Source organism: Ornithinimicrobium avium (assembly GCF_003351765.1).
Classification (GTDB): Bacteria; Actinomycetota; Actinomycetes; order Actinomycetales; family Dermatophilaceae; genus Ornithinicoccus; species Ornithinicoccus avius.
Map to the genome: position 1 here is coordinate 176,147 of NZ_CP031229.1, position 26,791 is coordinate 202,937.

At 73.7% G+C, this 26,791-nt stretch carries 21 protein-coding genes and 1 pseudogene; 12 read left to right on the plus strand and 10 right to left on the minus strand.

The window, feature by feature from the left end; translation table 11 throughout:
* Window positions 1–44: 44 nt before the first annotated feature.
* Window positions 45–1,517 (plus strand): HNH endonuclease signature motif containing protein, encoded by a 1,473-nt coding sequence (locus DV701_RS00830; protein WP_228255140.1) that lies wholly within the window; start codon window positions 45–47, stop codon window positions 1,515–1,517.
* Window positions 1,518–1,576: 59 nt separating this feature from the next.
* Here DV701_RS00830 and DV701_RS00835 read toward each other — a convergent pair whose 3' ends face one another.
* Complete coding sequence (locus DV701_RS00835) at window positions 1,577–2,557, minus strand: DMT family transporter (protein WP_228255141.1); 981 nt, start codon at window positions 2,555–2,557, stop codon at window positions 1,577–1,579.
* Window positions 2,554–3,453 carry an alpha/beta hydrolase gene (locus tag DV701_RS00840; RefSeq protein WP_114926688.1) on the minus strand — a complete coding sequence of 300 codons (900 nt, stop codon included), beginning with the start codon at window positions 3,451–3,453 and terminating at the stop codon, window positions 2,554–2,556. Before DV701_RS00840 ends, DV701_RS00835 begins: the two co-directional genes overlap by 4 nt.
* Window positions 3,454–3,476: 23 nt before the next feature.
* Here DV701_RS00840 and larC point away from each other — a divergent pair, with 23 nt between their 5' ends.
* A complete protein-coding gene (gene larC / locus DV701_RS00845; RefSeq protein WP_114926689.1) occupies window positions 3,477–4,685 on the plus strand; it encodes a nickel pincer cofactor biosynthesis protein LarC in 1,209 nt (402 codons plus the stop codon).
* Here larC and larB read toward each other — a convergent pair.
* The 3 genes and pseudogenes from larB to DV701_RS19310 form a co-directional block, all read right to left on the minus strand.
* Window positions 4,649–5,329 (minus strand): nickel pincer cofactor biosynthesis protein LarB, encoded by a 681-nt coding sequence (gene larB / locus DV701_RS00850; protein WP_114930498.1) that lies wholly within the window; start codon window positions 5,327–5,329, stop codon window positions 4,649–4,651. The two genes, larC and larB, sit on opposite strands and share 37 nt — an antisense overlap.
* Window positions 5,326–6,231: an ATP-dependent sacrificial sulfur transferase LarE gene (gene larE, locus DV701_RS00855; RefSeq protein ID WP_114926690.1), complete on the minus strand. Its 906-nt coding sequence runs from the start codon at window positions 6,229–6,231 to the stop codon at window positions 5,326–5,328. Before larE ends, larB begins: the two co-directional genes overlap by 4 nt.
* Window positions 6,176–6,304 (minus strand): annotated as a pseudogene (locus tag DV701_RS19310) (hypothetical protein); the annotation flags it as partial. The gene larE and the pseudogene DV701_RS19310, both read right to left, overlap by 56 nt.
* Window positions 6,305–6,420: 116 nt before the next feature.
* Here DV701_RS19310 and DV701_RS00865 point away from each other — a divergent pair.
* On the plus strand, window positions 6,421–7,461 hold the full coding sequence (locus DV701_RS00865) for a LacI family DNA-binding transcriptional regulator (protein WP_114926691.1): 1,041 nt from the start codon (window positions 6,421–6,423) through the stop codon (window positions 7,459–7,461).
* On the opposite strand, the gene DV701_RS00870 is transcribed toward DV701_RS00865, so the two are convergent.
* Window positions 7,407–8,735: a lactate racemase domain-containing protein gene (locus DV701_RS00870; protein WP_114930501.1), complete on the minus strand. Its 1,329-nt coding sequence runs from the start codon at window positions 8,733–8,735 to the stop codon at window positions 7,407–7,409. The two genes, DV701_RS00865 and DV701_RS00870, sit on opposite strands and share 55 nt — an antisense overlap.
* Window positions 8,736–8,903: 168 nt before the next feature.
* On the opposite strand from DV701_RS00870, the gene uxaC reads away from it, so the two are divergent.
* The 5 genes from uxaC (at window position 8,904) to DV701_RS00895 (ending at window position 15,948) form a co-directional block, all read left to right on the plus strand.
* Complete coding sequence (gene uxaC, locus DV701_RS00875) at window positions 8,904–10,325, plus strand: glucuronate isomerase (protein WP_114926692.1); 1,422 nt, start codon at window positions 8,904–8,906, stop codon at window positions 10,323–10,325.
* Window positions 10,326–10,360: 35 nt separating this feature from the next.
* Window positions 10,361–11,689, plus strand: coding sequence for a mannitol dehydrogenase family protein (locus DV701_RS19055; protein ID WP_202863583.1), 1,329 nt, complete (start codon window positions 10,361–10,363; stop codon window positions 11,687–11,689).
* Between the two features lie 294 nt (window positions 11,690–11,983).
* Entirely contained in the window at window positions 11,984–13,204 is a 1,221-nt protein-coding gene (locus DV701_RS00885; RefSeq protein ID WP_114926694.1) for a cysteine desulfurase-like protein, read from the plus strand.
* A gap of 90 nt (window positions 13,205–13,294) precedes the next feature.
* Window positions 13,295–15,103 (plus strand): proline--tRNA ligase, encoded by a 1,809-nt coding sequence (locus DV701_RS00890; protein ID WP_114930503.1) that lies wholly within the window; start codon window positions 13,295–13,297, stop codon window positions 15,101–15,103.
* Between the two features lie 14 nt (window positions 15,104–15,117).
* Window positions 15,118–15,948 carry a sulfite exporter TauE/SafE family protein gene (locus DV701_RS00895; protein WP_407669332.1) on the plus strand — a complete coding sequence of 277 codons (831 nt, stop codon included), beginning with the start codon at window positions 15,118–15,120 and terminating at the stop codon, window positions 15,946–15,948.
* 57 nt (window positions 15,949–16,005) lie between these two features.
* On the opposite strand, the gene DV701_RS00900 is transcribed toward DV701_RS00895, so the two are convergent.
* From DV701_RS00900 to DV701_RS00915, 4 genes are all read right to left on the minus strand, one after another.
* Window positions 16,006–17,277, minus strand: coding sequence for a CapA family protein (locus DV701_RS00900; protein WP_162802743.1), 1,272 nt, complete (start codon window positions 17,275–17,277; stop codon window positions 16,006–16,008).
* A gap of 175 nt (window positions 17,278–17,452) precedes the next feature.
* Window positions 17,453–19,444, minus strand: coding sequence for a thioredoxin domain-containing protein (locus DV701_RS00905; protein ID WP_114926696.1), 1,992 nt, complete (start codon window positions 19,442–19,444; stop codon window positions 17,453–17,455).
* 218 nt (window positions 19,445–19,662) lie between these two features.
* Window positions 19,663–20,658, minus strand: a complete 996-nt coding sequence (locus DV701_RS00910) for an aminoglycoside phosphotransferase family protein (protein ID WP_162802744.1) — start codon at window positions 20,656–20,658, stop codon at window positions 19,663–19,665.
* Window positions 20,655–21,713, minus strand: coding sequence for a ferritin family protein (locus tag DV701_RS00915; RefSeq protein WP_162802745.1), 1,059 nt, complete (start codon window positions 21,711–21,713; stop codon window positions 20,655–20,657). Before DV701_RS00915 ends, DV701_RS00910 begins: the two co-directional genes overlap by 4 nt.
* Before the next feature lie 100 nt (window positions 21,714–21,813).
* On the opposite strand from DV701_RS00915, the gene DV701_RS00920 reads away from it, so the two are divergent.
* From DV701_RS00920 to infB, 4 genes are all read left to right on the plus strand, one after another.
* Window positions 21,814–22,341, plus strand: a complete 528-nt coding sequence (locus DV701_RS00920; protein ID WP_202863585.1) for a ribosome maturation factor RimP — start codon at window positions 21,814–21,816, stop codon at window positions 22,339–22,341.
* A complete protein-coding gene (nusA, locus tag DV701_RS00925) occupies window positions 22,341–23,372 on the plus strand; it encodes a transcription termination factor NusA (RefSeq protein ID WP_114926699.1) in 1,032 nt (343 codons plus the stop codon). The genes DV701_RS00920 and nusA overlap by 1 nt, the downstream gene beginning before the upstream one ends.
* Before the next feature lie 76 nt (window positions 23,373–23,448).
* On the plus strand, window positions 23,449–23,703 hold the full coding sequence (locus tag DV701_RS00930; RefSeq protein WP_228255295.1) for a YlxR family protein: 255 nt from the start codon (window positions 23,449–23,451) through the stop codon (window positions 23,701–23,703).
* 192 nt (window positions 23,704–23,895) lie between these two features.
* Window positions 23,896–26,754, plus strand: coding sequence for a translation initiation factor IF-2 (gene infB, locus DV701_RS00935; protein WP_114926701.1), 2,859 nt, complete (start codon window positions 23,896–23,898; stop codon window positions 26,752–26,754).
* The last annotated feature ends 37 nt before the right edge of the window (window positions 26,755–26,791 follow it).

Below are 26,791 nucleotides of genomic sequence, written 5' to 3' on the forward strand. Positions count from 1 at the left end.
GCCTGGTCAGCGGGTCTGTCGGTGGTGGGTGGTTGGGTGTGGGTATGTCGATCAGGAGCAGGCGGGTGGGTGTCGAGGAGGAGTTCTTCGACCCCGCTGACTGGCTGCCCGCACCGGCCCCGGTGAGCGAGGCGGAGGCGGCCGCGGCCCAGGTGGTGGCGGCCGAGCAGCTGGCCGCCCTCAACGCCGGTGATGACCCGGCCACGGAGGCGGAGTGGGCCGACATCGTCGCCACCCTGGAGGCGGACCTGCTCGACCCCGACCAGCTGGGCTGGGCACCGGAGGTGCTCGCCTCCTGCCTGGCGCAGGCGAAGACGGCCCTGGACGTGGCGGCGGGCCTGGAGGATGGGGACCTGACCCGGTGCATGGACGACGCGGTCCGTGACGCGATCGACCAGGCCGGTCGCCTGGCGACGCGCACCGAGTCCCTGACCTACGCCCTGGCCGTGCAGGTCCACGCCCGTGGCCTGCACACCGCCGTCGGGCTGTCCCTGGTGGACTGGGTGCGGGCCCGCTGCCCCTGGATGACCGTCCCGCAGGGCTCCGCGCTGAAGCAGGTCGTGGAGGCCAGTACTCACCACTGGGGTGCACCTCTGGACGCCGCCGTCCGGGAAGGACGCACGTCGCTGGCCCGAGCGGGGAGGGTGGCCAAGGTGATGCTTCGCCTGCGTCGGGCCCTGGACCCCGACCAGGCCGAGGCCTACGCGGCGATCGCGACCGGTGCCGCGTGCGGGACGAAGATCAGTGATGCGGAACTGGGGAAGGTCTGCACCAAGCTGCTCACCGACCTGCTGGAGGAGGACCCCGACAGGGGCAAGGACCCCGACGACAAGGACACCCCCGACCCAGCACCGCAGGCCCTGCGCTGCGTCACCCGCCACCTCCTGGGTGAGGGCATGGTCCGCTACACCGTCGACGCACCCATCCAGGACGCCCCGATGTTCGACGGGATCCTCTTCGGACCTCTCGCCGCACCGGTTCCTGGGCCGGAGGGTGAGAAGGACTCCCGCGACGCCGGACAGCGTCAGTACGACGCGGTCAAGACCGTGGTGTCCCGGGGCCTGGCCAACCCCGGCGCGCCGGCGTCATCGGCCCGGGCCTCGGTCATCGTCACCGTCAAGGCCGACCCGGAAACCGGTCGCCCCACCGGGACGGCGGAGTCCGCGACCGGGAACACGTGGTTCACCTCCACCGCCGCAGGACGCTACGCGTGCATCGGGGACCTGACCCCCGTCGTCCTGGGCGAGCTGGGTGAACCCCTCGACCTGGGCCGCACACAGCGCCTGGCGTCCCCGGGACAGTTCAAAGCCCTCCTGGTCCGTGATAAGACGTGCACGTTCCCGGGCTGCACGATCCCCGGGTCGTGGTGCGAATCACACCACCTCATCTGGTGGTGCCGCGACGGCGACACCGACATCATCCTCCTCGTGCTCCTGTGCCCCAGGCACCACACCGTGGTCCACGCCGAGGACCTGATGGCCACCGTCGTCGGCGACGTCGTCACCTGGCACTTATGACCACCACGCCCCGACCCGGCCCACAACCGGCCGGGCCACAGGCATGCCCGAGGACCCGCTCAGGTCTCGTGCGTGGTCTCCGTCCCGCGCAGCGAGACGACGATCCCGGTCATCATCAGCACACAGCCCAGCAGCATGCGCGGGCTCATCACCTCCTCGAGCAGCAGCCAGCCGCCGAGTGCCCCGAAGACCGACTCCAGGCTCAGCAGCAGCGCCGCGTGCGAGGCCTTCGCGTCCTGCTGCGCCACCACCTGGAGGGTGTAGGCGACGCCGACCGCGAAGAGCCCGCCGTAGAGCACCGCCCAGAGCGCCGGCCCGAGCCCGGTGAACGGCTGTTCCTCCAGGATCAGGGCCCCTCCGGCGGACAGCAGCGCGCACGCCGCGAACTGCGCGGCCGACAGCCTCAGCGCGTCCACCGTGCGCACGAAGTGGTCGATGACCAGGATGTGCAGCGCCCAGAAGAAGGCGCCCACCAGGACGAGCATGTCGCCGGGGGCGATCGTCAGGTCCTCGGTCATGCTCAGCAGGTAGAGGCCGGGGACCGCGACACCCAGCCCGACCCAGATGGCCCTCGTCGCGCGGTGGCCCACCGCCAGGCCGAGAACCGGCACGAGCACGATGTAGAGGCCGGTGACGAAGCTCGCCTTGCCCGCGGTCGTGCTTTCCAGGCCCAGCTGCTGCAGCCCGGCGGCGGTGAAGAGCACCGCGCCCGCAGCCAGACCGGGCAGCAGCGGGGAGCGGCTCGCACCCATGCGCGGGGGAACCTCGTCGAGCACCTCGCCCGCAGGCGGTCCCGGCACGACGAGCGGCGCCCTGCGGTCCCGGGCCGCGAACCACCAGATCAGCGGCAGCAGCGAGAGCGCCCCGATGCCGAAGCGGGCGGCGTTGAAGCTCAGCGCGCCCATGTGGTCGGCACCCAGGCGCTGGGCGACGAACCCCAGGCCCCAGATGGCGGAAGTGAGGACGAGCAGCAGGTTGGCGCGCGTCCGCCTGGTCGGGTCGGGGGAGGCGGCGACGACGGCCGCGTCCGGGGCGCTCACCCGTGCTGCTCCGCGGAGCTGGCGGCGGCGGCCAGGTCGGCCTGCACGGAGGGCGGTGGCGCGACGGCATACCCCCGCAGCAACCAGGCGGCCGCAGCCGGAAAACGCTCGGCCCAGGCCGTCTCGAAGTGGTAGCCCTGCGAGTCGTAGGTGTAGCGCACCGGCACCCCGGCGCTCCGCAGCGCACCGAGCAGCCTCTCGGCGTGCTCGACGTAGAGCTCCTCGACGTGCCGGTCCGGGTGGTGCTCACGGCCGCCGACGTCGAGGTAGACGCGGCCAGGGGGCGGACCCGAGGCGAGCGCCCGCTCGAGGTCGCGCAGGCAGCGCTCACCCAGCTCCTCGGTCGGCCAGTAGTAGGCCGGGGAGAGCATCCCCGCGGCGCCGAAGACCTCGGGCCTGGTGGTCCACAGGTAGGCGCTGACCAGCCCGCCGAGCGAGCTGCCGAGCGTCAGCGTGTGTTCCGGACCGGGGAGGGTGCGCAGCACCTCGTCGACCGCCGGCTTGAGGTGGTCGGCCAGGAACGTCGCGTAGTCGGCCGCCCGGCCGCCGCCGAGCCGCGGGTCGCCGTAGGGGGTGTACTCCTCGCCCCGCTGCGTGGGATGGCAGGGGACGGCGACCACGACGGCGGGTATGCCGTCGCGCGCCAGCGCGCTCATCGCCCGGTCCACGTCCCACGCCACGCCGCCGGAGGCGCGCTGCGGCAGGAACATGTTGTGGCCGTCGTGCAGGTAGAGGACGGGATAGCGGTCGTCGCCCTCGTCGTAGCCGGGCGGCAGCCAGACGTAGACCTCGGCGCTGCGGCCCAGTTCTGGCAGGTCGACGTCCCGCCACGAGCGTAGGTCGCCGGTGAGCCGGGCGTCACGGACCGGCAGCAGGTCGGTGAGGTCGAGTCGCATGGGCACAGCGTAGGGTCACGGACGTGACTCGCCACGCGTGGATCGACCCCTCGGCCGGGGTCGCCGGCGACATGCTCCTGGGGGCGCTGCTCGGCGCGGGCGCCGACCTGGACGCGGTGCGCGCGGCCGTCGCCGCGGTGCTGCCCGGAGAGGCAGGTGTCGGCACCGAAGAGGTGCTGCGGGCGGGCCTGGCGGCGACGCGCGCGGTCGTGACGCACGAGGGGCCTTCGCCGGAGCGCACGTGGGCCGACCTGCGTGCCCGGATCGGCGCGGCCGTGCTGGACGCGCGGGTTCGCGAGGAGGCACTGGCGACGTTCTCGCTGCTCGCCGAGGTGGAGGCGCAGGCGCACGGCGTCGCGGCCGACGACGTCCACTTCCACGAGGTCGGGGCCTGGGACTCGGTCGCCGACGTCGTCGGCGTGTGCGCCGCGCTCGCGGACCTGGGCGTGGACCGGCTCACCTGCGGCCCGGTCGGGCTCGGGTCCGGCACGGTGCAGACCCAGCACGGCAGGATGCCGGTCCCGGTGCCCGCGGTGCTCGGCGTCCTGGCCCGAAGCACGCTGGTGGTCGCCGACGACGAGGACCTGGTCGGGGAGTGCGCGACGCCGACGGGCGTGGCCCTGCTGGCCGCCCTGGGAACCATGCCCGCCGCCGCGCCCTCGGGCCGCGTCCTCGCTGTGGGTGCCGGCGCGGGAAGCCGCGAGGTGCCGGACCGCGCCAACGTGACGCGGGTGGTGCTGCACCAGCCGGTCGGCGAGGGTGACGTCGGCGAGGAGACCCTGGTCGAGGTGGCCGCCACGGTCGACGACCTCGACCCGCGCGTCTGGCCCGCCGTGCTCGAGGAGCTGCTCGCGCACGGCGCGCTCGACGCCTGGACGACGCCCGTCCTGATGAAGAAGGGCCGGCCCGGCACGGTCGTCAGCACCCTGTCGCGGCCCGAGGACCGCCGGACGGTCGTCGAGGTGCTGCTGGCGCACACCACCACCCTGGGGGTGCGCTGGCACGAGGTCCGTCGCGCCGCGCTGGACCGGACCTGGCGGGAGGTCGCGGCACTGGGGGAGCGGGTGCGGATCAAGGTCGGCAGCCGTGACGGGCTGGTCCTGAGCCTCACCCCCGAGCTCGAGGACTGCCGGGAGGTCGCGCTGCGGCTCGGGGTGCCGCTGAGGGTCGTGCTGCGCGCCGCCGAGGCCGCGGCTCAGGCCGAGGGCTGGGAGTCCGGCGCGGCGATCTGAGCGGCGAGGTGGCCGGCGCCGTAGCCGTTGTCGATGTTGACCACCGCCACCCCCGGGGCGCAGCTGTTGAGCATCGTCAGCAGGGCCGCCACGCCGCCGAGGTTCGCGCCGTAGCCGACCGAGGTCGGCACCGCGACGACCGGGGCCGGGACCAGCCCGGCGACGACGGACGGCAGAGCGCCGTCCATGCCGGCGGCGACCACCACGGCCCGCGCGGAGCGCAGCAGCTCCAGGTGGCCCAGGACCCGGTGCAGGCCGGCCACACCGACGTCCACCACCAGTCGGGTGCGCCGGCCGAGGTGGGCCGCCGTCAGCTCCGCCTCCCGCGCCACCGGCAGGTCGGAGGTGCCGGCGCTGAGGACGACGACCAGCCCGCCGGTGGGCGGCGGCGGCTCGGCCGGCCACACGAGCAGTCGGGCCTCGGGCACGTGACGTGCGTCGGGGAGCTCGGCCAGGACGGCCTCGGCCCGGGCCTCGTCGGCCCGGGTGAAGATCACCGCGCCGGTCGAGCTCTGGCGGCAGGCGGCCGCGACGCGGCGCACCTGGTCGGGGGTCTTGGCGTCGCAGAGCACCGCCTCGGGGTAGCCGCGCCGCAGGGTCCGGCCGTGGTCGAGGTCGAAGTCTGCGAACTCCTCCGCGGTCACCTCCCGGCGCCCCGCAGGCCCAGGGCGTCCAGGGTGAACAGGCCGGACTGCAGCCCCGCCAGGTCGAGGGTCACGTGCCGGAATCCGGCACGGCGGATCTGCGCGACGAGCTGCCCGTGGGCCGCCACGAGGGTGGCGAGGTGCTCCGGCGGGACCTCGATCCGGGCGATGTCGCCGTGGTGGCGCACCCGGACCTCCGGTATGCCGAGCGCCAGGACCGCGTCCTCGGCCCGTTCGACCTGGACGAGCTTGTCGGCCGTCACCTCCTGGCCGTGCGGGATGCGCGAGGCGAGGCAGGGCGAGGCCGGGGTGTCGGCTGTCGGGACGTCGAGCCACCGGCCCAGCTCGCGCACCGCCTGCTTGTCCAGGCCGGCGTCGGCCAGCGGGCGCAGGACCCGGTGCTCGGTCGCTGCGCCGGCGCCGGGCCGGTCCGGCCGCAGCGCGTCGTCGGCATTCTCGCCGTAGGCGACCGCGTCCAGGTCCTGGTCGGCGACGAGCTCGTCGGAGATCACCGTGAACAGCTCGTCCTTGCAGAAGTAGCAGCGGTCGGCGTCGTTGCGGCGGTAGCCGGGGCTGTCGATCTCGTGGGTCTCCACCTCGAGCAGGCGCGCCCCCAGGTGCTCGGCCACCGAGGCTGCGCGCGAGCGGTCCCGGGCGGCCAGGCTGGGAGAGACGCCGGTGATCGCCAGCACCCGCTCCGAACCGAGCTCGCGCAGCGCGAGCGCGAGGAGCACGGAGGAGTCGACGCCGCCGGAGAAGGCGACACCGAGACGGCCTACCCCCGCCAGGGAGCGCGTGAACCGGTCGAGGTGGTCGACGAGGTGCGCGGGCGGGGCGCCCCGGTCGGGCACGGACCTCGGTGCGGTCGCCGGACCAGTCGGTGTGGAAGCTGCCGTCGTCATCCACCCGACGATACGTGTGCGCCCCGAGGTAGTCACGCTGCCCCTGACCAGCGGGGCAGGCCGCAGGTCGGCGCGCGCGGTGTCGTCGCAGCACGGGGGCGTGGCGGAGCGCGGCACCCTGGCGGATCGTCCGACGGGGCCGTGCTCCAGCAGCCCTGTTGCCGGGTGTTGTCGGCGTAGGGTGTCGTCATGGCGGTCGAGGACGCTGGCCAGAAGGTTCGGGTGACGATCTACGACGTCGCCCGCGAGGCCGGCGTGAGCGCCTCGACCGTGTCCCGGGCGTTCTCCCGGCCCGGTCGGGTCAGCAGTGCCACCACCCGGCGGGTGCACGAGGTCGCGCGCCGGCTCGGCTACCGGGCCGACACCCCCTACCGGCTCCCGTCCTCCACCAGCTCGCGGGTGATCGCGCTCGCGGTGAGCGACATCACCAACCCCTTCTACTTCGGGATCATCCGGGGGGCGGAGAAGGCGGCCCACGACAACGACTTCACCCTCATGGTCGCCGACGCGCGCGAGTCCGCCCACGAGGAGCGACGGATGCTCGAACGGCACCTGCCGCTCGTCGACGGACTCGTCGTGACCTCCTCGCGGCTGTCCGACACCGACCTGCGCGGACTGGCCCGCCGGCTGCCGCTGGTCGTCATCAACCGGCAGGTCCAGGGGCTGCCCTGCGTGGTCCCGGACAACGCCCGCGGGGTGCGGCGCGCGGTCGAGCACCTCGCCACGCTCGGGCACCGTCGCATCGGCTACGTCGCCGGACCGGAGGCGTCCTGGGCCGACGGCTCGCGCTGGCGGGCGCTGCGCGAGGCCTGCCACGAGCTGCTGCTCACCGACGCGAGGGTGGGTCCGGTTCAGCCGACGCTGGCCGGTGGACGCACCGCCGCACAGCTGGTCCTCGACCGCGGCCTCACCGCGGTGATCTGCTACAACGACCTCGTCGGCGTGGGGCTGCTGCGGGGGCTGGCCGCGATGGGGGTCGAGGTGCCGGGGGAGGTGAGCGTGGTCGGCTTCGACAACACCCTGCCGGCCGACCTGGTCACCCCCGGGCTGACCACCGTGGCCCAGCCGGTCACCACGCTGGGCGAGACCGCCACCCGGCACGTGATCTCCCTGCTCACCGGCAAGGCCGACTCCCGGGACATCACCGCGGTGCTCCCGGTGCACCTCGAGGTGCGTCAGTCCACGGGACCCGCCCCGGTGCGCGCGGCTTCCGGGTCGCGCAGCCGGTAGAGCACCTCGCCGGCGTTGGGGATCACGGTCGTGCCCGGCTCCTGCGCCAGCGCCTCCAGGTCGACGGTCGCCGGGTCCAGATAGCCCAGGTTGATCCGCTCGCAGACCTCCCGGGGTATCTGCGTGGACAGCGTCACCCGGATCCGCAGCCGCTCCTCGCCGGTCCCGGCGTCGTAGGTGCCCTGCCCGCGCAGGTGCGTGGAGTGCGCCAGCACGCCCCAGGGGACGTGCTCGAACTTCTCCCACTGCTTCACGAAGTAGTCGCGGCAGTGGTAGCCGATGTCGTAGATCTCGTGGTGCACCTCGGAGACCTCGGTGACGTGCGGGGCGTAGATGACCACCTCGCCGCCGTCGGCGATCGCGGGCTCGGTCTTGTAGCCCCCCTTGGCCGCGGTCCAGATGTCGTCGTAACGGGTCGGCATGACCGCGATGACCCGGTGCATCGGCTCCTCGAGCCAGTTGACGTGGGTCTCCGCCGCGATCTCGGCGGTCGCCGCCCAGGCGTCCTCGGGGGTGCCGAAGGCGGCCGCCTCCAGCTCGCCGGTGCCCGACCGCACCACGCAGCACAGCGCCAGGCGCCGGGTCGGGATCATCTGCGCGCCCTCGTTGATCATCGCCCGGACCGGGGTGATGCCGGTCGTGCCGATGATCTCGGTGGAGGTGATCAGCGCCCCGACCCAGTGGGTCATGTCGATGAACTCCTGGCTGGCGACACCGGGGATGTAGTACTTGTTGCCGCCAGAGATCCCCACCACCTCGTGCGGGAAGACCGGTCCGACCACGATCGCCGCGTCGGACTCGACGACATACCGGTTGATGACGATCGGGGCCTCCCGCTCCAGGAGGCCCCCGGACAGCTCGGAGATCCGGGAGGCGGGGACGGTGCCCACGTGCACGAGCATGTCGGGGTCCGCCCACTCGTGGTTGACCACGCTCAGGCCCGGGTATGCCGCCTCGAGCGACTCCGGCTGCCCCTCACCTCCCACCCCGAGCAGGCGGTCGATCTCGTGCGGCTCCATGTAGGAGTGCGTGCCCAGCGCGATGACCGCGGTCAGGGAGGAGACGACGGGGGACAGGTGCCGGTGGAGGGTGCCGACCAGCAGGGGCAGCGGGCAGGACCGGGTGCCGTCGGGGATGACCAGGACCACGTCCTGGCCCTCCAGGCCGGCCTCGGCGACCGACCGGCCGACGAGCCCGTCGAGCTCCTCGCCGCTCACCTGCTGGTGGGGTCCGCCCACGAGGCGGCTGGTCGGCTGGGTCGCGGCGTCCGGCATGCCCACAGGCTAGTGCTCGCCGCCCCGCACCGCCCGGGACTCGTGCAACAAGTGGCAAGGGTCTGGCGTCCGGCGCCCGGGACTGGTGAGGTGCAGGGTAGGACCAGGACCGGCAGCGCCGTGCCTGCGACGTCCCCCGTGGCTGCGACGACCGAGGACTGATGCGAGATGACGCCCGACGGAGCACGACCGAGCCTCCACCCCGACCGCCTGCTGCCGGCCGACCCCGGCACGCGGGAGGTGGCGCGCCGGGTCTACGCCGAGGTCGCCGACCTGCCCATCATCAGCCCGCACGGCCACGTCCCGCCGGCCTGGCTCGCGCAGGACACCCCCTTCCGTGACCCGACCTCGCTGCTGATCACGCCGGACCATTACATCACCCGGCTCCTGCACGCCAGCGGCGTCGAGCTCGCGCGGCTCGGCGTGGGGCGCGAGGCGCTGTCGGAGCAGGAGGCCCGCGCCGCGTTCCGGGTCTTCTGCCAGCACTGGCCGGTCTTCCGCGGCACGCCGATGCGGCTGTGGTTCGAGACCGTGCTGGGACAGGTCTTCGGCACCGAGCTCGTGCCGTCGGCCGGGACCGCCGACGAGCTCTACGACCAGATCGCGACCTGGATCGCCCAGGACACCTCCCGGCCGCGCGCGCTGATGGACACCTTCGACATCGCCTTCCTCGCCACCACCGACGACCCCTGCGACGACCTGGCCCACCACCGGACGCTGGCCGAGGACCCGTCCTTCCTCCGTCGGGTGGTGCCGACCTTCCGCCCCGACCGCTACCTGGAGCCCGCCTCGGCGGTCTGGGTCGCCGACATGCACCGGCTCGGTGAGGTCTCCGGGCAGGACACCGGCAGCTACGCCGGGTGGGTGGCCGCGATGGAGGAACGCCGCGCCTACTTCAAGGCGCACGGCGCGGTCTCCACCGACCACAGCCACCGCGACCTGGGCACCGAGCCGCTGGAGCCGGTCGAGGCCGAGCGGCTCTACTCAGCGGCTCTGGCCCGACGGATCAGCACCGTCGACGGCGACCGGCTGCGGCGCCACATGGTGTGCGAGATGGTGCGGATGGCCTCCGAGGACGGGCTCACCATGACCCTGCACCCGGCCGTGCACCGCGACCACCACCCCGGCACCCTCGAGGCGTACGGTGCCGACGTCGGCGCCGACATCCCCATCTCGGTCGAGGTCACCCGCGCCCTCCAGCCGGCGCTGGCCCGCTACGGGACGCACCCCAACCTCACCCTGGTCGTCTTCACCATCGACGAGACCGTCTACAGCCGTGAGCTCGCGCCCCTGGCCGGGTTCTACCCGAGCCTGCACGTCGGTGTCCCGTGGTGGTTCATCGACGCGCCGGACGCCATCACCCGGTTCCGGGCCGCCGTCACCGAGTCCGCGGGCTTCACCCGCACCTCGGGCTTCGTCGACGACACCCGCGCCTTCCTGTCCATCCCGGCCCGCCACGACATGGCCCGCCGCCTGGACAGCGGCTTCCTCGCCCGGCTCATCGCCGAGCACCGGCTCACCGAGGACGAGGCGGTCGAGACGGCGCGCTACCTTGTCCAGACCCAGCCCAGAGAGGTGTTCGGCCTGTGAACGACCGGCTCGTACGTCATACCCAGAAGCCTCCCGTGCGGATCGTGCACCTGGGGCTCGGCAACTTCTTCCGCGCCCACCAGGCGTGGTACACCCACCGAGCCAACGAGGGCCTCCCGCCGCAGGAGCAGTGGGGGATCGCCGCCTTCACCGGACGCTCCACGACGGTGGCCGAGCAGCTGGAGGCACAGGACGGCCTCTACACGCTGGTGGTCGACGGCGCCGACGGTCCCAGCACGGAGGTGATCGCCAGCATCGTCGCGGCCCACCCCGGGACAGACCTGGAGGCCTGGCACCGCCACCTGTGCGACCCTGCCGTCGCGATCGTGACGACCACCGTGACCGAGGCCGGCTACAAGCGGGGCCCGGGGGGCGGGCTCGACCTGGACGACCCGGACGTGCGCGCCGACCTGGAGGAGGTGGCCCGGGGCCGGCGGGACGCGCTGCGGACGGCCCCGGTCCGGATCGCCAGCGGGCTGCAGGCACGCCGCGAGGCCGGCGTCGGCGGGCTGAGCGTCGTGCCGTGCGACAACCTGCCCGGTAACGGCCCGGTCGCACGCGAGGTGGTGCTGGCCGCGGCCGAGCGGCTCGACCCGGCGCTGGCAGCGTGGGTCGGCGACAACGTCTCCTTCGTGACCACCGCCGTCGACCGCATCACCCCGCGCCCCACCGACGCGGACCGGGCGACGGTGCGCGAGCTGACCGGCGTGGACGACCCCGCGTGCGTGGTGACCGAGCCGTTCGTCGAGTGGGACCTGGCCGGGGAGTTCGTGGCCGGGCGGCCGGCCTGGGGGAAGGCCGGCGCGGTCCTCACCCAGGACGTGCGGCCCTACGAGACGCGCAAGCTGTGGCTGCTCAACGGGGCCCACTCGCTGCTGGCCTACGCCGGCAGCATCCGGGGCCACGAGACGGTCGCCGACGCGATGGCCGACCCCGAGGTGGCCGGCTGGGTGCAGCAGTGGTGGGACGTGGCGGTCCCGCACCTGGTGCTGCCCGAGGAGGAGCTGCGTGACTATGCCCGGGCGCTCGTCGACAGGTTCGCCAACCCGAGCATCCGCCACCTGCTCGCGCAGATCGCCGCCGACGGGATGCAGAAGATCCCGGTGCGGATCGTCCCCGCCCTGCGTGCCGCGCACGAGGCCGGCCAGGACACCGACGGTGCCCTGCGCGCCGTCGCGGCGTGGGTCCTGCACGCCCGCGGCGCCGGCGCGCCGTTGACCGACGCCGCCGCCGGCCGTGCCCGCGAGCTCGTCGAGGGTGACCTGCCCGACGCCGTCCGCCGGGTGCTGGCCCGCTGGCAGATCGACGAGGCGCTCACCGGCCGGACGGTCGAGCTGGCGCAGGAGGTCGAGGGTAGGCGCTGAGCTGCCCTGCCCGGCGCCCCCGTGAGGGAGGCCGGCGTCCCCTCGCGGGTGCTCCTGCGTCCGGAGGTCGTGTGCGACGGGGCGCCTCCCCGAGGGTCGACCAGAGCGTCCCGTGGAAGAGCGTCCCGTGGGTGTCGCCGCCGGTGCCGCGTCCCACGGGACGCTCTTCCACGGGACGGTGCCTCGCCCGTCGACGGCGAAGGGCGGTACCCCCGCCACCCGTTGCCGGTTGTCGCCCGGGTTTCCCTGCCCGGCGTCAACCGCGCCGCCGTTGCAGTGACTAGGTTGAGCGCCATGAGGTATGACGTGCAGGCCGTCCGCGCGCGCTTCCCCGGCCTGCGCGCGGGCACCGCCCACTTCGACGGCCCGGGCGGCTCGCAGACCCCGGACACGGTCGCGGAGGCGGTCGCGGCGACCTTGACGAGCTCGATCGCCAACCGGGGCACCGTCACCGAGGCCGAGCTGCTCGCCGAGCGGACCGTGACGGAGGCCAGGTCGGCCATGGGGGACCTGTTCGGCACCGACCCGGCCACCGTGGTCTTCGTCCGCAGCATGACGGCCGGCACCATGGACCTGGCCCGCACCCTGGCCCGCTGCCACCGGTGGGGACCGGGCGAGGAGGTCGTCGTCACCTCCCTCGACCACGACGCCAACGTGCGCCCCTGGGTGCTCGCCGCGGGGTCGGTGGGTGCCACCGTCCGCTGGGCCGAGGTCGACCCGGCCACCGGCGAGCTGCCCCTCGCGGCGGTGAAGGACGTGCTCTCGGAGCGCACCCGGCTGGTCGCGGTCGCCGGCGCCAGCAACCTGATCGGCACCCGGCCCGACCTGGAGGGGATCGTCGCGGCAGCCCACGACGCCGGTGCTCTCGTCCACGTCGACGCCGTCCACCTCGCGGCCCACGCGCTGCTGGACCGGGAGGGACTGGGGGCAGACCTGATGTCGTGCTCGCCCTACAAGTTCTTCGGCCCGCACCTGGGGGTGATGAGCGGCCGGGCCGACCTGCTCGAGGAGCTGCGGCCCGACAAGCTGCTGCCCAGCCCGGTCCGGGTCCCCGAGCGCTTCGAGCTGGGCACGCTGCCCTACGAGCTGCTCGCCGGCACGACGGCCGCGGTCGAGTTCATCGCCGGGCTGACCCCGCAGGAGGCCAACGGTGCCTCGCGTCGGGCCCGGCTCGCGGCGTCGTTCGCCGCGGTCGAGGAGCACGAGGACGTCCTGCGGGTGCGCGCGGAGGACGGGCTGGCCGGCATCGACGGCGTGACCGTCTGGTCCCGCGCCGTGCGCCGCACCCCCACCCTGCTGTTCACCCTGGCGGGGGTGGAGCCGGGGGACGTCCACCGGCACCTGGCCACGCTGGGCGTCAACGCGCCCGCCTCGCACTTCTACGCCTGGGAGCTCAGCCACCGTCTCGGACTCGGAGCCGCGGGCGGCGTGCGCGTCGGCATCGCCCCCTACACGACCGAGGACGAGGTGGACCGGCTGCTCGAGGGCGTCGCCGAGCTGGCCGCACGCCGCTGAGGACGCGGAATACGGTCGGAGCTCCGCACGACCGTGCGGGTACGCTCAGACGGTCAACCACCCCTCACCAAGGAGTACCCCCTCGTGGCCATGCGCCTGTCGACGCTGTTCCTGCGGACCCTGCGCGAGGACCCGGCCGATGCCGAGCTGCCCGGGCACAAGCTGCTCGTGCGCGCCGGCTACGTCCGGCGGGCGGCCCCGGGCATCTACTCGTGGCTGCCGCTGGGACTGAAGGTGCTGCGCAAGGTGGAGGACATCGTCCGCGAGGAGATGGACGCCATCGGCGGCCAGGAGCTGAGCTTCCCGGCCCTGCTGCCGCGCGAGCCCTACGAGGCGACCGGCCGCTGGACGGAGTACGGCGACAACATCTTCCGCCTCAAGGACCGCAAGGACGGCGACTACCTCCTCGGGCCGACGCACGAGGAGATGTTCACCCTCACGGTCAAGGACATGTACAGCTCCTACAAGGAGCTGCCGCTGACCCTCTACCAGATCCAGACCAAGTACCGCGACGAGGCGCGTCCGCGCGCCGGTCTGCTGCGCGGGCGCGAGTTCATCATGAAGGACTCCTACAGCTTCGACGTCGACGACGCCGGGCTCGAGGCCGCCTACCAGCGCCACCGGGCCGCCTACGTGAAGATCTTCGACCGCCTCGGCTTCGACTACGTCATCGTGTATGCCGACTCCGGCGCGATGGGCGGCTCGGCCAGCGAGGAGTTCCTCGCGGTGAGCCCGGTCGGCGAGGACACCTTCGTGCGCTGCGAGGCCAGCGGGTATGCCGCGAACGTCGAGGCCGTCGTCGTGCCCCAGGCACAGCCGGTGGACGCCTCCGCGGTGCCGGCGGCGCACGTCGAGGACACCCCCGACAGCCCGACCATCGACACGCTCGTGACGCGGTCCGACGCACTGCACCCGCGGGCCGACGGTCGTGGCTGGACGGCCGCCGACACGCTGAAGAACGTCGTCGTCATGCTCACCCACCCCGACGGCAGCACCGAGCCGCTGGCGATCGGCCTGCCCGGAGACCGTGAGGTGGACGACAAGCGGCTCGCCGCGCAGGTCGCCCCGGCGGAGTGGGCTCCCTTCGAGGAGAAGGACTTCGCGGCCTACCCGATGCTGACCAAGGGCTACATCGGCCCGACGATGCTCGGGCTGGAGAGCCCCTCGAAGATCCGCTACCTGCTCGACCCGTCCGTCGCCGAGGGCTCTGCCTGGGTCACCGGCGCCGACGAGCACGGCAAGCACGTCTACGACCTGGTCCTCGGCCGCGACTTCACCGCCGACGGCACGGTCCAGGCCGCCGAGATCCGCGAGGGCGACCCCAGCCCGGACGGCGCCGGCCCGCTCACGCTGGCCCGTGGCATCGAGATGGGTCACATCTTCCAGCTCGGCCGCAAGTACGCCGAGGCGCTGGACCTGAAGGTCCTGGACGAGAACGGCAAGCTGGTCACGGTGACGATGGGCTCCTACGGCGTGGGCGTCTCCCGCGCGGTGGCTGCCGTGGCCGAGGCGACCCACGACGAGATCGGGCTGTGCTGGCCACGCGAGCTGGCCCCGGCCGACGTGCACGTCGTGGCCACCGGCAAGGACCGGGCTGTCTTCGACCACGCCGAGCTGCTGGTCGGCGACCTCGAGGCCTCCGGGCTGTCGGTCATCTTCGACGACCGGCCCAAGGTCAGCCCCGGCGTGAAGTTCAAGGACGCCGAGCTGCTGGGCGTGCCCACGATCGTCGTGGTCGGCAGGGGCCTGGAGCAGGGAACTGTCGAGATCAAGGACCGTCGCACCGGGAACCGTCGCGAGGTGCCCGTCGGGCGCGCCGTCGGCGAGGTCCTCGCCGAGGTGCGCGGTGAGGCGACCTCCACCGGCGCGGACGCGACGTCCGCGTCAGCGCCGGCCTGACGGCATACCCGCAGGTGGTCGAGCTCGGGACCGCGGCCCTGGAGGGGCTGCTGCCGGACCTGGACGTCCGGCTCCTGCTCTTCCTGGCCCTCGCCGGGCTGGCCGCCGGCTTCGTCGACGCGGTCGTCGGGGGAGGCGGGCTGATCCAGCTGCCCGCCCTCCTCGTCGCGCTGCCCGGTGCCGCGCCGGTGCAGCTGCTGGCGACCAACAAGCTGGGCTCGATCATGGGCACCACCACGAGCGCGCTGACCTACTACCGCCGGGTGCGGCCCGACCTGCGCACGGCGCTGCCGCTGGCCGGGGCGGCCTTCGCCGGCAGCGTCGGTGGCGCCCTGCTGGCGTTCCTCATCACGAAGGCGGCCTTCAACCCGATCATCCTCGTGGTGCTCGTCGGGGTCGGGATCTACACCCTCGCCAGGCCGTCGATGGGGCAGATGCAGCGGCTGCGCTTCGGCCGCCGGCACCCCCGCCGGCACCTCGCGGTGGCGCTGCTCATCGGCCTGGTCATCGGGGCGTACGACGGCGCCCTCGGCCCGGGGACCGGCTCGTTCTTCGTCTTCGCGCTCGTCAGCGCGCTGGGCTACGGCTTCCTGGAGGCCAGCGCCAAGGCCAAGATCGCCAACCTGGCCACCAACCTCGCGGCGCTCGTGGTCTTCGTGCCGCAGGGCGCGGTGCTGTGGCAGGTGGGGCTGCTCATGGGCGCGTGCAACGTGGTCGGCGGCTATCTGGGGGCTCGGGTGGCGGTGGCTCGGGGCAGCCGCTTCGTGCGGCTCTTCTTCGTGGTCGTGCTCGCCGCGTTCATCGTCAAGATCGGGCTGGACACCTGGTCCCAGCTCCTGGGCTGACCGTGGCGAAGCACCGGCCGTCGGTGGTGACCAGGACGCCGGAGCCCAGATGGGCCCTCAGGGGTGCACGGGCGTCGCGTCGCAGCCGCCGAGGCTGTCGACGGTCGAGGTGGTCCGCTGCCAGGTCTCGGGGTAGTTCTCCGGGGTCACCAGCCGCACGACGTGCGGGCCGGTCTCCATGTCCCACGGGCGGATGTCCACGCGGGTGGGCTGGTAGGACATCTGCGTGGTGACCGCACCGTCCGCGTCGCGCTGCAGGGTGAACTCGGCGACCATGCCCTCCTGCGTGCCCGGGAGCAGGTTGGGCGCGACGTCGGGGGACTGGTTGGACAGGAAGTTGCCCAGCCCGTAGATGACGTGCTTGCCGTTGATCTTGGCGCACGGCTGGATCACGTGGACGTGGGTGCCCAGGATGAGGTCGACGGCGTCGGAGCTCAGGAGGTCCTCGGCGAGCTCCTCCTGGACCGCGTTCGGCTGGTGGTTGTACTCGTCGCCCCAGTGCATGCTCACCACGACGAAGTCGGCGCCGTCCTCCTTGGCGGCCTCCGCCTGCTCGAGGATGCCCTCGCTGCCGATCGAGGGCCAGGAGGCCTTCACCAGCCACGGTGCCTCGCCGGGGATGCTGGTGGTCGGGATGCCCGAGTTGGGATAGGTGTAGGTGTAGGCCAGGTGCGCCACCCGGGCGGTCCCGCCGTCCTCGGTCGCGACGTCGTAGACCTCGGGCACGCCGGCCTCGTCCTCGTGCGCGGTCGGGCCCGCGTAGCCCATCCCGGCGTCCCGGATGACCTGCTCGGTGTCGGCAAGGCCCTGGATGCCCTGGTCCATCGTGTGGTTGGAGGCGAAGTCGCACCCGTCGACGCCAGCATCAGCCAGTGCTTCGGCCATCTCGTGCGGTGTGTTGAAGATCAGGACGTCGGGCACCGACAGGTTCGTGTCGTCCGGGGACAGCGGCGTCTCCATGTGGCACAGCGTCAGGTCGCCTGCGCTCAGCAGCGGCGCGACGTCGGCGAACATCGGCCGGTAGTCGTAGGCGCCCGGCGCACCGCCGGCGTAGCGGTTGGCAGTCACCGTGACGCGGGAGTGCGTCAGGATGTCCCCCATCGCGGTCAGGTGCACCGTGAGCGGCCCCGGCGCCCCGGTGGTCTCGACCGGCTCCTGCGGGGCCGACGAGCCCTGGGCGCCCTCGCTCGGCGCGGTGTCCGCGCTGCCGTCCCCTGCGGCGGCCGGCGGCGGCGCGGTCGCCGCCGGCACCTCGTCCGCCCCGGCGCAGCCCGCCAGCAGCACGGAGGCTGCCAGCGCCAGCCCTGTCCCTCGGATCGCACGCCTCATGGAAATGACCCTAGTGGACAGGGCGACGCCCACCCGCGCGACCCGCATTCAGCGGACCGGCGAGCCAGCTCAGGCCCGGAGCAGGTGAGCCCGATGAAGATCAACGTGATCGCGGCGAAGAGGTTGCTTCAGGTTCGAGGGAGGTGCTGGCCAGGACGTCGGGTGGGCGGGCGGCTCAGGGGCGGTCGCCGACGCTCCCGAGGACCTGTTGCGGAAGGTCCGCGCCACGGGTGACCGGCAGGTCGCAGACCGTGCCCCGGCAGACGACGGCGGCGCGCACCCCGCCCACGTCGGGCGTCCCGGGGTCGCCGTCGACGACGAGCGTGCCGGGGGAGGTATGCCGTGCAGACTCCTCGAGGTCGCCCTCCGCCTCCTGCCCCGGTCCGGTCGCTCCGCGGGGGGAGAGCCGGACCACCACCGGTCCGGCGGCCAGCTCCTCGGCCGCGGTGAGCGCCCACCCGGCGAAGCGGGGCGCCTGGCGGGCGAGCGAGGCCATACCCTCCAGGGCGACCCCGGCGGCGTCGAGATGACCTGCGTGCGCGGCCTGGGCGCCGTGCCGGACGAGCGCGAGCGCGAGCGAGCTGGCGCCGCCCGGCTCGGCGTTGTCCCCCTCGGACCGCGGGGTGAGCACGAGGCGCTCGGCGTCGGAGCCGGTGGCGCGGAAGGTGCCGTCAGGCTCCCCGAACAGGTCCACGGCCCGGTCCAGCAGGAGGCCGGCCTCGGACAGCCAGGTCTCCTCGCCGGTGGCGCGGTGCAGCGCGAGCAGCCCGTCGGCGAGGTCGCCGTAGTCCTCGGCGACCCCGAGCGCCGTCCCCACGGTGCCGTCGCGCGAGCTGCGTCGCAGCCGCCCGTCGACGACGTGCACGTCGAGGAGGAAGCGGGCGCAGCGGGCTGCCAGGTCCACCCATTCCGGTTCGTCGAGGACCCAGCCCGCGTGGGCCAGCGCCGAGATCAGCAGACCGTTCCAGGCGGTGACGACCTTGTCGTCGCGGGTCGGCTGCGGGCGCAGCGAGCGGTGCAGGTCGAGGCGCTCGCGGACGCCGCGCCACCAGGCAGGATCGTCGGGGTCCTGGCGCAGCTGCAGGGTGGAGGCGCCGTGCTCGAAGGTGCCCACCTCTGTGACGGCCAGCAGCTCCGCGGCACGGGCGCCGTCCTCCTCACCCAGGACCTGGCGCAGCTGCTCGGGGGTCCACACGTAGGTCAGGCCCTCCACGCCCTGGGTGTCGGCGTCGAGGGAGCTGGTGAAGGCGGCCTGCTCGGTCCACATCTCGCGCAGCAACCACTCCACGGTCTCGCGCACCACGCGCTCCGCCCACGGCCGGGACGTCTCGTCGAGCCGCGCGAGGTCGGCGTAGACGCCCAGCAGCAGCGCGTTGTCGTAGAGCATCTTCTCGAAGTGGGGGACCACCCACCGGCGGTCCACGGCATACCGGGCGAAGCCGCCGCCGACCTGGTCGTAGAGGCCCGACCGCGCCATCGCCTCGCAGGTGCCGCGGACCATCGCCAGGGCGTGGGCGTCGCCGGTCCGCCCGTGGTGCCGCTGCAGGAAGGCCAGCACCATCGACGGCGGGAACTTCGGCGCCCCGCCGAAGCCGCCCCACTGGTGGTCGTAGTCGCCGGCCAGCGCGACGGCCGCGGCCGCCAGGTCGTCCTCGGTCAGCGCAGCGCCGCGCGCCGCGCCGTCGCCCATGCCCCTCAGCGCGGCGACGACCTCGGCGCCGCCCTGCTCCACGCGCCGCCGGTCCTCCCGCCAGGACCTCCCGGCCGCGACCAGCAGCCGCACGAAGACGTCCCGGGGCAGATAGGTCCCCGCCCAGAAGGGCTCGCCGGCCGGGGTCAGCAGGCAGGTCATCGGCCAGCCGCCCTGCCCGGTCATCGCGGTGGTGGCGGCCATGTACACCGCGTCGACGTCGGGCCGCTCCTCCCTGTCGACCTTGATCGCGACGTAGCCGTCGTTGACCACGGCGGCGACCTGCTCGTCCTCGAACGACTCGTGGGCCATCACGTGGCACCAGTGGCAGGCGGCGTAGCCGACGGAGAGCAGCACCGGCACGTCCCGCCGGCGCGCCTCGGCGAACGCCTCCTCGCCCCACTCCCACCAGTCCACCGGATTGTCAGCGTGCTGCTGCAGGTAGGGCGAGGTGCTGGCGGCCAGACGGTTGGGCATGCTCCTACGCTACGGGGCGCCGCGCGGGCGAGCCGGTCGGGCGTCAGCCGGGCGGGACGCCGCCCCGACCGGCGTGTCGGGCACAAGCACGAGGTGCGGGTAGGCGAGGCGTGGTGCCAGAGCAGTGGCGGGACGCCGGTGATGAGGACGTGGCGCCGGGGAGCGGGAGCGGTGCGGTTCGAGACGGCGTGGCGTGGTGGAAAGGGGCGGTCGGGGCGTCAGCCGCGCTGCATCGCCTTGACGATCGCCACGGCCCGGGTGATCTCGTCCTCGCTCTCGGTCCGGGTGTCGCGGACCGCCCACAACGCGTTCTGGACCATCCGCAGGATGGTGGCCGCGCGGGCCCGGTCCCGGTCCAGCCCCGCCGCCTCGCAGAGCACCTCCAGCCGACCCAGCAGGTGCGCGCCGAGGTCGGGCGCGGCGAGGCTGTCGGCCCACCGGTTCCACAACGACGGGGCGACCACCCAGTGCGGGTCGCCGGCCACCACCTTGGGGTCGATCGCCACCCACTCGCCGGGGTCGGGGCGCCACAGCACGTTCATCTGATGCAGGTCGGTGTGCACCAACCTGGTGTCGACGTCGTCCTCGGCCAGCAGGTCGACCACGAGCGAGGCAGCGTGCTGCAGCATCCGGCGCGGGAAGCGCGCGGCCGCCGGGTCGCCGGCGGCGGCCGCGAGGTCGCCCTGCAGCCTCTGCAGCTGCTCGCTGAGCGGGCGCGCCCACGGCGGCGCGGGCAGGTCCAGCCGCGCGAGCAGGCGGCCGAGGGCCTCGGTGGTGGTGCGGACCGAACCGGTCTCCAGGTCCCGGTTCGGGTCCAGCCGTTCGAGCAGGTATGCCGTGTCCGCCGGTTCGGCCGCGAGCAGCCGGACCGCGCCCCGACCGTTCCACGACCGCAGGGCGAGGTGCTCGTGGTCGGCCTCCGGGTGCGGCCACCCGACCTTGAGCATCGCGGGCGAGCCGCCGGAACGCAGGACGGGCAGCACGAGAGCGGTGAAACCCCACCGCAGAGGCTCGTCGGGGTCGCGGACCAGCTCCCAGCGCTCCAGGGCCACGGCGACGAGGCCGGGCAGCTCGGCCAGCCAGGTGGCTCCGTCCGGCCGGTGCGGTGGGCGGTCCGGGGCCGGCCCACGACCGACCGGCTCGGGGTCGGGGACGTGCTGGACCACCGCCTCGACGAACTGCGCCGGCAGCTCCGCCGGTCGCAGGGACGTCACGGCAGCGTCATGCCGGGGAACGGCAGCGCCCGGGTGCCGAGCGCCCGGTCCCAGACGACCGTGTCCGAGACCACCCGGACCACGCCGGTGAGCTCGGCCGCCCGGCCGGGCAGGCGCTGGGCGGCCTCGAGCGTCGCCGGCGCGATGTCGGCGACGAGGCGCCGCGCCAGGGCGCGGCGCTGCTCGGCGGTCTCCAGCGGCTCTGGGAGGTCGTAGCCCAGCGGTGCCACCGGGGCGGCAGCACCGGCGAGGGTCGCCAGCTGGCGGGTCACCGAACGCAGCGGCTCGAGAACCGACTCGTAGTCGGCGCGCTCCTCGTCCCGTGACCGGGCGGCCACCACCTCGAGCCCGAAGACGGCCGGGCGGGCCACGGCCAGCACCGGGACCGCGGCGGCGTCCGAGGGCCCGGCCATCTCGCCCCACGGCACCGGCGCGCCGAGCCAGGCGGCGGCCGCCACGTGCTGGGCGGCGAGCGAGGCGAGCGTGGGGACGTTGGTCGCCGTCGCGGTGGAGAGCTCGCGACAGGCCTCGGTGTGGTCCCGGCGCAGCACCCGGCCGAGAACCTCGGCGTCGGGGCGAGCCGGACCGGCCCCCGTCGAGGTGCTCCCCTCGGCGTCGGCGCCGCCGGTCGCGGTCGTGCCGTCGACACCCCGGTCGCCACTCCCGTCGGCCGGGGCAGAGGTGCCGTCGCCCGGACCGGCGACCGCCGGGTCGTCGAGCAGGTCCGGCAGCGGGACCCCGCCGAGCGTGATGAGCAGCTCCAACCGTTCCTGCTGCACGCGCCACAGCTCTGCCAGCCGGTCGCGCGTGCGCTCCCGACCGGCCACGACGTCGAGCGCGAGGCGGTAGCCGTGCACGCGCTGGCGCACGGCGATGAACAGCTGGGTGTCGGGGAGCCAGGTCGCGGGGTCGTCCGCGCGCACCCCCTCGGTGGGGGAGAGGGGAGTGCGCGGGTCCTGCTCGTCGCACCCGGCGAGCAGAGTGGCGCCGCCGACGCCGACGAGGGCGCCGAGCACAGCGCGGCGGGACACGGCTCGGGGCATGACGGGGATCATCTCAGAGGGTAGGGTAGACGCCCCGGACCGGTGGACGGTCGGGCGGCCGCGTGCTGCCCGCTCGCCGGTCGTACAACAGCAGAGAAGCCAGGAGGCACCCGTGGACGCCGCGGCACGTACCGAGACGATCGTGGAGCTGGTCTCCGAACCCCTGGCCGCAGCCGGGGTCGTCGTCGACGACGCCAGCGTGCAGCAGGCCGGCCGACGCCGTCTCGTGCGCGTCTTCGTCGCCCGCGACGTCTCCGGGCTTCCAGCCGAGGACGGCTCCAGCGCGGTGGCGCCGCTGAGCCTGGACGAGGTGGCGGAGGCGACCAGGGTGGTCTCCGACGTCCTCGACTCCTCCGACGCCATGGGCGAGGCGCCGTACACCCTCGAGGTCAGCTCGCCCGGCCTGGACCGGCCGCTGCGCTCGCGCGACCACTTCCGCCGCAACGTGGGCCGCCTGCTCACGGTGACCCGGACCGAGGGGCTGTCGCCGGTGACCGGACGCCTGCTCGCCACGGGTGCGGACGGCATACGACTGGCCGGAGGCGCTCCGCAGGACGCCCCGACCGACATCCCGTGGGAGGACGTGACCCGGGCGACCGTGCAGGTCGAGTTCTCCCGGCCCGACGGAAAGGACGCCTGATGGACATCGACATGAGCGCGCTGCGCCTGCTGGAGCGCGAGCGCGAGATCCCCATGGACGTCATCGTCCAGGCGATCGAGCAGGCGCTGCTGTCGGCCTACCAGAGGATCGAGGGCCACTACCGCGACGCGCGCGTCGAGCTGGACCGCAAGGGCGGCCACGTGACGGTGTGGGCCCGCGAGGAGGCTCCGCTGCTCGAGGACGGCAGCCGCGGCGAGCCCGGGCCGGAGTTCGACGACACGCCGGCCGGCTTCGGCCGGGTCGCCGCCGCCACGGCGCGGCAGGTCATCACCCAGCGGATGCGCGAGCTCGAGGACGACGCCGTGCTCGGCGACTTCCGGGCGCGCGAGGGTGACATCGCCTCCGGAGTCATCCAGCAGTCCAACGACCCCCGCTTCGTGCTCGTCGACTTCGGCACCGTCGAGGGCGAGCTGCCCCTGGCCGAGCAGGTGCCCGGGGAGACCTACGAGCACGGCCAGCGGATCCGCTGCTACGTCGTCAGCGCCAAGCGCGGCTTCCGCGGACCGCAGATCACGCTGTCGCGCACACACCCCAACCTGGTGCGCCGCCTCTTCGCCCTCGAGGTCCCCGAGATCGCCGACGGCAGCGTCGAGATCGCGGCGGTGGCCCGCGAGGCGGGGCACCGCACCAAGATCGCGGTCCACGCCACGGTCCCCGGAGTCAATCCCAAGGGTGCCTGCATCGGCCCGATGGGTCAGCGCGTGCGCGCGGTCATGGCCGAGCTGCAGGGCGAGAAGATCGACATCGTCGACTTCAGCGAGGACCCGGAGGAGTTCGTAGCCTCGGCACTGTCCCCGGCCAGGGTGCAGTCGGCCCGGATCGTGGACCCGCGGACGCGGCAGGTCAGGGTCGTCGTACCCGACTACCAGCTGTCCCTGGCGATCGGTCGTGAGGGGCAGAACGCCCGGCTCGCGCACCGGCTCACCGGGTGGAAGATCGACATCCGCGCGGACACCGAGGAGCAGCCGCCGGCCGTGCCGGAGGACGGCTCCAGCGGCGCGGACGTGTAGAGTGGGGGCCGCTGCCCGTCACTGCTCCGGGTCCGCCACGCCCTCAGCTGCGCCCCGTCCGCCGGTGCGCACGTGCGTGGGGTGCCGGCGCAGGGACGAACAGACAGCCTTGCTGCGCGTCGTCGCAGTCCGGGACGGGACCACCCCCGGGTGGACCCTCGTGCCGGACGAACGGCGGCGTGCTCCCGGGCGAGGTGCCTACGTGCACCGCGACCCGGAATGCCTCCGCACGGCGATCGCGCGTCGGGCGTTCGGCCGGGCTCTCCGCCTTCCGGCGGGGAGCGGGACCGATCCCGCAGACGTGCAGGAGCTGGTGGGGCAGCAGGCGTGACACGTCCCGGTCACCAGACCGGGACGACGAGCAAGGGCGGGCCCGACAGGGTCTGTCATCGAGTATCCGGAAGCGGGTTTGACGCTGATGAGCACCCGATGAGTACTCAGCAATGAGCACCCACCAGCCTTAGTCACGGCTGTGCCCTGGACGGGCCCGGTCGTGGCGCAATCTTCAAGGAGACACCACACCGTGGCCAAACTCAGGGTCTACGAGCTCGCCAAGGAGCTCGGGGTAGAGAGCAAGGAGCTGCTCGCCCACCTGAAGCAGCAGGGCGAGTTCGTCCGGTCGGCGTCGTCGACCATCGAGCCCCCTGTCGTCCGCAAGATTCGTGAGAACCCTCCGGCGGCCGCCAAGCCTGCCGAGGAGGGCAAGAAGAGCGCCCCGGCCGGGGGCGGCAAGCCCCAGGCCACGCCGTCCCGCAAGCCCGGGCCGGCCGGGGGCGCCACCCCCGGGCCCAGGCCCGCGCCCGCCGAGCAGGTCTCTTCCGCGCCCGCGCCGACCGAGGCGCCCGCGGCTGCTGCCGACGCCCCGGAGCCTGCCGCAGAGCAGTCCCCGGCCGCGCAGACCGAGCCTCCCGCGGCAAAGGCAGAGCGCCCGGCCGCCCGACCGGGGCCCCGTCCCGGTCCGGCCGAGGCCCCCGCGGCCCAGGAGCGGCCCAAGGGCCGTCCGTCGGGAGGAGCGACCCCCGGCCCCCGTCCGGCACGTCCGGGCGCCAAGCCGGGCCCCCGCCCGGGCAACAACCCCTTCGCCCCCAGCCAGGGCATGGGCCAGACCCGCGAGCGTCGCGGTGGTGGCGGTGAACGCGCGGAGCGCGGCGGCGCGCCCCGTCCCGGCAACAACCCGTTCGCACCCAGCCAGGGCATGCCCCGTCCCGGCGGCACCCGGGGCGGCCAGGCCGGCCCCGGCGGTCCCCGCCCGGGCGGTCCCCGTCCCGGGGGTCCGCGTCCGAACCCGAACATGATGCCGGAGAAGGCCGCGGTGCCACGTCCGGGCGAGCGTCCTGCCCGCCCCGGCGGTCGCGGTCGTCCCGGCGGCGGCCCTGGTGGCGGTCCCGGTGCCGGCGGTGGCTTCCGCAGCGGTCCCGGGGGTCGTGGCGGTGGCCCGCGCGGCCGCGGCGGCACGCAGGGTGCCTTCGGTCGTGGCGGCGGGAAGGTCCGCGGACGCAAGTCCAAGAGGGCCAAGCGCCAGGAGTTCGAGCAGATGCAGGCGCCGGCGATCGGTGGCGTCTCCGTCCCGCGCGGCAACGGCCGGACCGTCCAGGTCCGCCGCGGCGCCTCGCTGTCCGACTTCGCCGACAAGATCAACGTCGACCCGGCCTCGCTGGTGACGGTGCTCTTCCACCTGGGCGAGATGGCCACGGCCACCCAGTCCCTCGACGAGGACACCTTCGCCGTGCTGGGCTCCGAGCTCGGCTACGACATCCGCGTCGTCTCCCCGGAGGAGGAGGAGCGCGAGCTGCTCACCTCCTTCGGACTGGACCTGGAGGCCGAGGCCGAGGCGGAGGCCGACGAGGACCTGGTGGCCCGTCCGCCGGTCGTCACGGTCATGGGTCACGTCGACCATGGGAAGACCCGCCTGCTGGACGCGATCCGCCGCTCGGAGGTCGGTCAGGGCGAGGCTGGTGGCATCACCCAGCACATCGGCGCCTACCAGGTGGGCACCGAGCACGACGGCGAGGAGCGCCGGATCACCTTCATCGACACCCCGGGCCACGAGGCGTTCACCGCCATGCGTGCCCGTGGCGCGAAGGTGACCGACATCGCGATCCTCGTGGTCGCCGCCGACGACGGTGTGATGCCGCAGACGATCGAGGCGCTCAACCACGCGCAGGCCGCGGACGTGCCGATCGTCGTGGCGGTCAACAAGATCGACGTCGAGGGCGCCAACCCGGCCAAGATCCGCCAGCAGCTCACCGAGTACAACCTGGTCGCCGAGGAGTACGGCGGCGAGACCATGTTCGTCGACGTCTCCGCCAAGCAGGGCACCAACATCGACACGCTGCTCGACGCGGTGCTGCTGACCGCCGACGCGGCGCTCGACCTGCGGGCCAACCCGGACAAGGACGCGCGCGGCGTGGCGATCGAGGCGAACCTGGACAAGGGCCGCGGCGCCGTGGCGACCGTCCTCGTCCAGCAGGGCACCCTGCGGGTCGGCGACGCCATCGTCACCGGTTCCAGCCACGGCCGCGTCCGGGCGCTGCTCGACGACAACGGCAACAACGTGCAGGAGGCGACCCCGTCGCGTCCGGTGCAGGTGCTGGGTCTGGACACCGTGGCCCGTGCGGGCGACACCTTCGTGGTGGCGCCCGACGACCGGACCGCGCGCCAGATCGCCGAGAAGCGGGAGGCCGCCGACCGGCAGGCCGCCCTGGCCAAGTCCCGCAAGCGGATCAGCCTGGAGGACCTCAACCAGGCGCTCGCCCAGGGCAAGGTCGAGACCCTCAACCTCATCCTCAAGGGCGACGTGTCCGGATCGGTCGAGGCCCTGGAGGACGCGCTCCTGCAGATCGACGTGGGCGAGGAGGTCGACCTGCGGATCATCGACCGCGGCGTCGGCGCCATCACGATGAACAACATCAACCTCGCCGTCGCCTCCGACGCCATCATCCTGGGCTTCAACGTCCGGGCCGAGGGCCAGAACGCGGACTACGCCGACAAGGAGGGCGTGGAGATCCGCTACTACTCGGTGATCTACCAGGCCATCGAGGACATCGAGAACGCCCTCAAGGGCATGCTCAAGCCGGAGTACGAGGAGTTCGAGACCGGCACCGCCGAGATCCGCGAGATCTTCCGCAGCTCCAAGTTCGGCAACGTCGCGGGCTCCCTGGTCCGCAGCGGCACCATCAAGCGCGGTGCCAAGGCGCGGATCACCCGCGACGGCGTGGTCGTCACCGAGGGTCTGGAGATCGCCGGTCTGCGGCGGTTCAAGGACGACGTCACCGAGGTCCGCGACGGCTTCGAGTGCGGCATCAACCTGGGCTCGTTCAACGACGTCCAGGTCGAGGACCTCATCACCACCTACGAGATGCGCGAGATCCCGCGCGACTGACCTCGTCAGGTACGACGTGGGCCGGCTCCACCTCCGG

Coding starts and splice junctions, on each gene's coding strand:
- DV701_RS00830 (WP_228255140.1), top strand. CDS start 45: ATGTCGATCAGGAGCAGGCGGGTGGGTGTCGAGGAGGAGTTCTTCGAC.
- DV701_RS00885 (WP_114926694.1), top strand. CDS start 11,984: ATGAGGTATGACGTGCAGGCCGTCCGCGCGCGCTTCCCCGGCCTGCGC.
- DV701_RS00890 (WP_114930503.1), top strand. CDS start 13,295: ATGCGCCTGTCGACGCTGTTCCTGCGGACCCTGCGCGAGGACCCGGCC.
- DV701_RS00905 (WP_114926696.1), bottom strand. CDS start 19,444: ATGCCCAACCGTCTGGCCGCCAGCACCTCGCCCTACCTGCAGCAGCAC.
- nusA (WP_114926699.1), top strand. CDS start 22,341: ATGGACATCGACATGAGCGCGCTGCGCCTGCTGGAGCGCGAGCGCGAG.
- uxaC (WP_114926692.1), top strand. CDS start 8,904: ATGACGCCCGACGGAGCACGACCGAGCCTCCACCCCGACCGCCTGCTG.
- DV701_RS00900 (WP_162802743.1), bottom strand. CDS start 17,277: ATGAGGCGTGCGATCCGAGGGACAGGGCTGGCGCTGGCAGCCTCCGTG.
- DV701_RS00915 (WP_162802745.1), bottom strand. CDS start 21,713: ATGATCCCCGTCATGCCCCGAGCCGTGTCCCGCCGCGCTGTGCTCGGC.
- DV701_RS00865 (WP_114926691.1), top strand. CDS start 6,421: ATGGCGGTCGAGGACGCTGGCCAGAAGGTTCGGGTGACGATCTACGAC.
- DV701_RS00840 (WP_114926688.1), bottom strand. CDS start 3,453: ATGCGACTCGACCTCACCGACCTGCTGCCGGTCCGTGACGCCCGGCTC.
- DV701_RS00870 (WP_114930501.1), bottom strand. CDS start 8,735: ATGCCGGACGCCGCGACCCAGCCGACCAGCCGCCTCGTGGGCGGACCC.
- larE (WP_114926690.1), bottom strand. CDS start 6,231: ATGACGACGGCAGCTTCCACACCGACTGGTCCGGCGACCGCACCGAGG.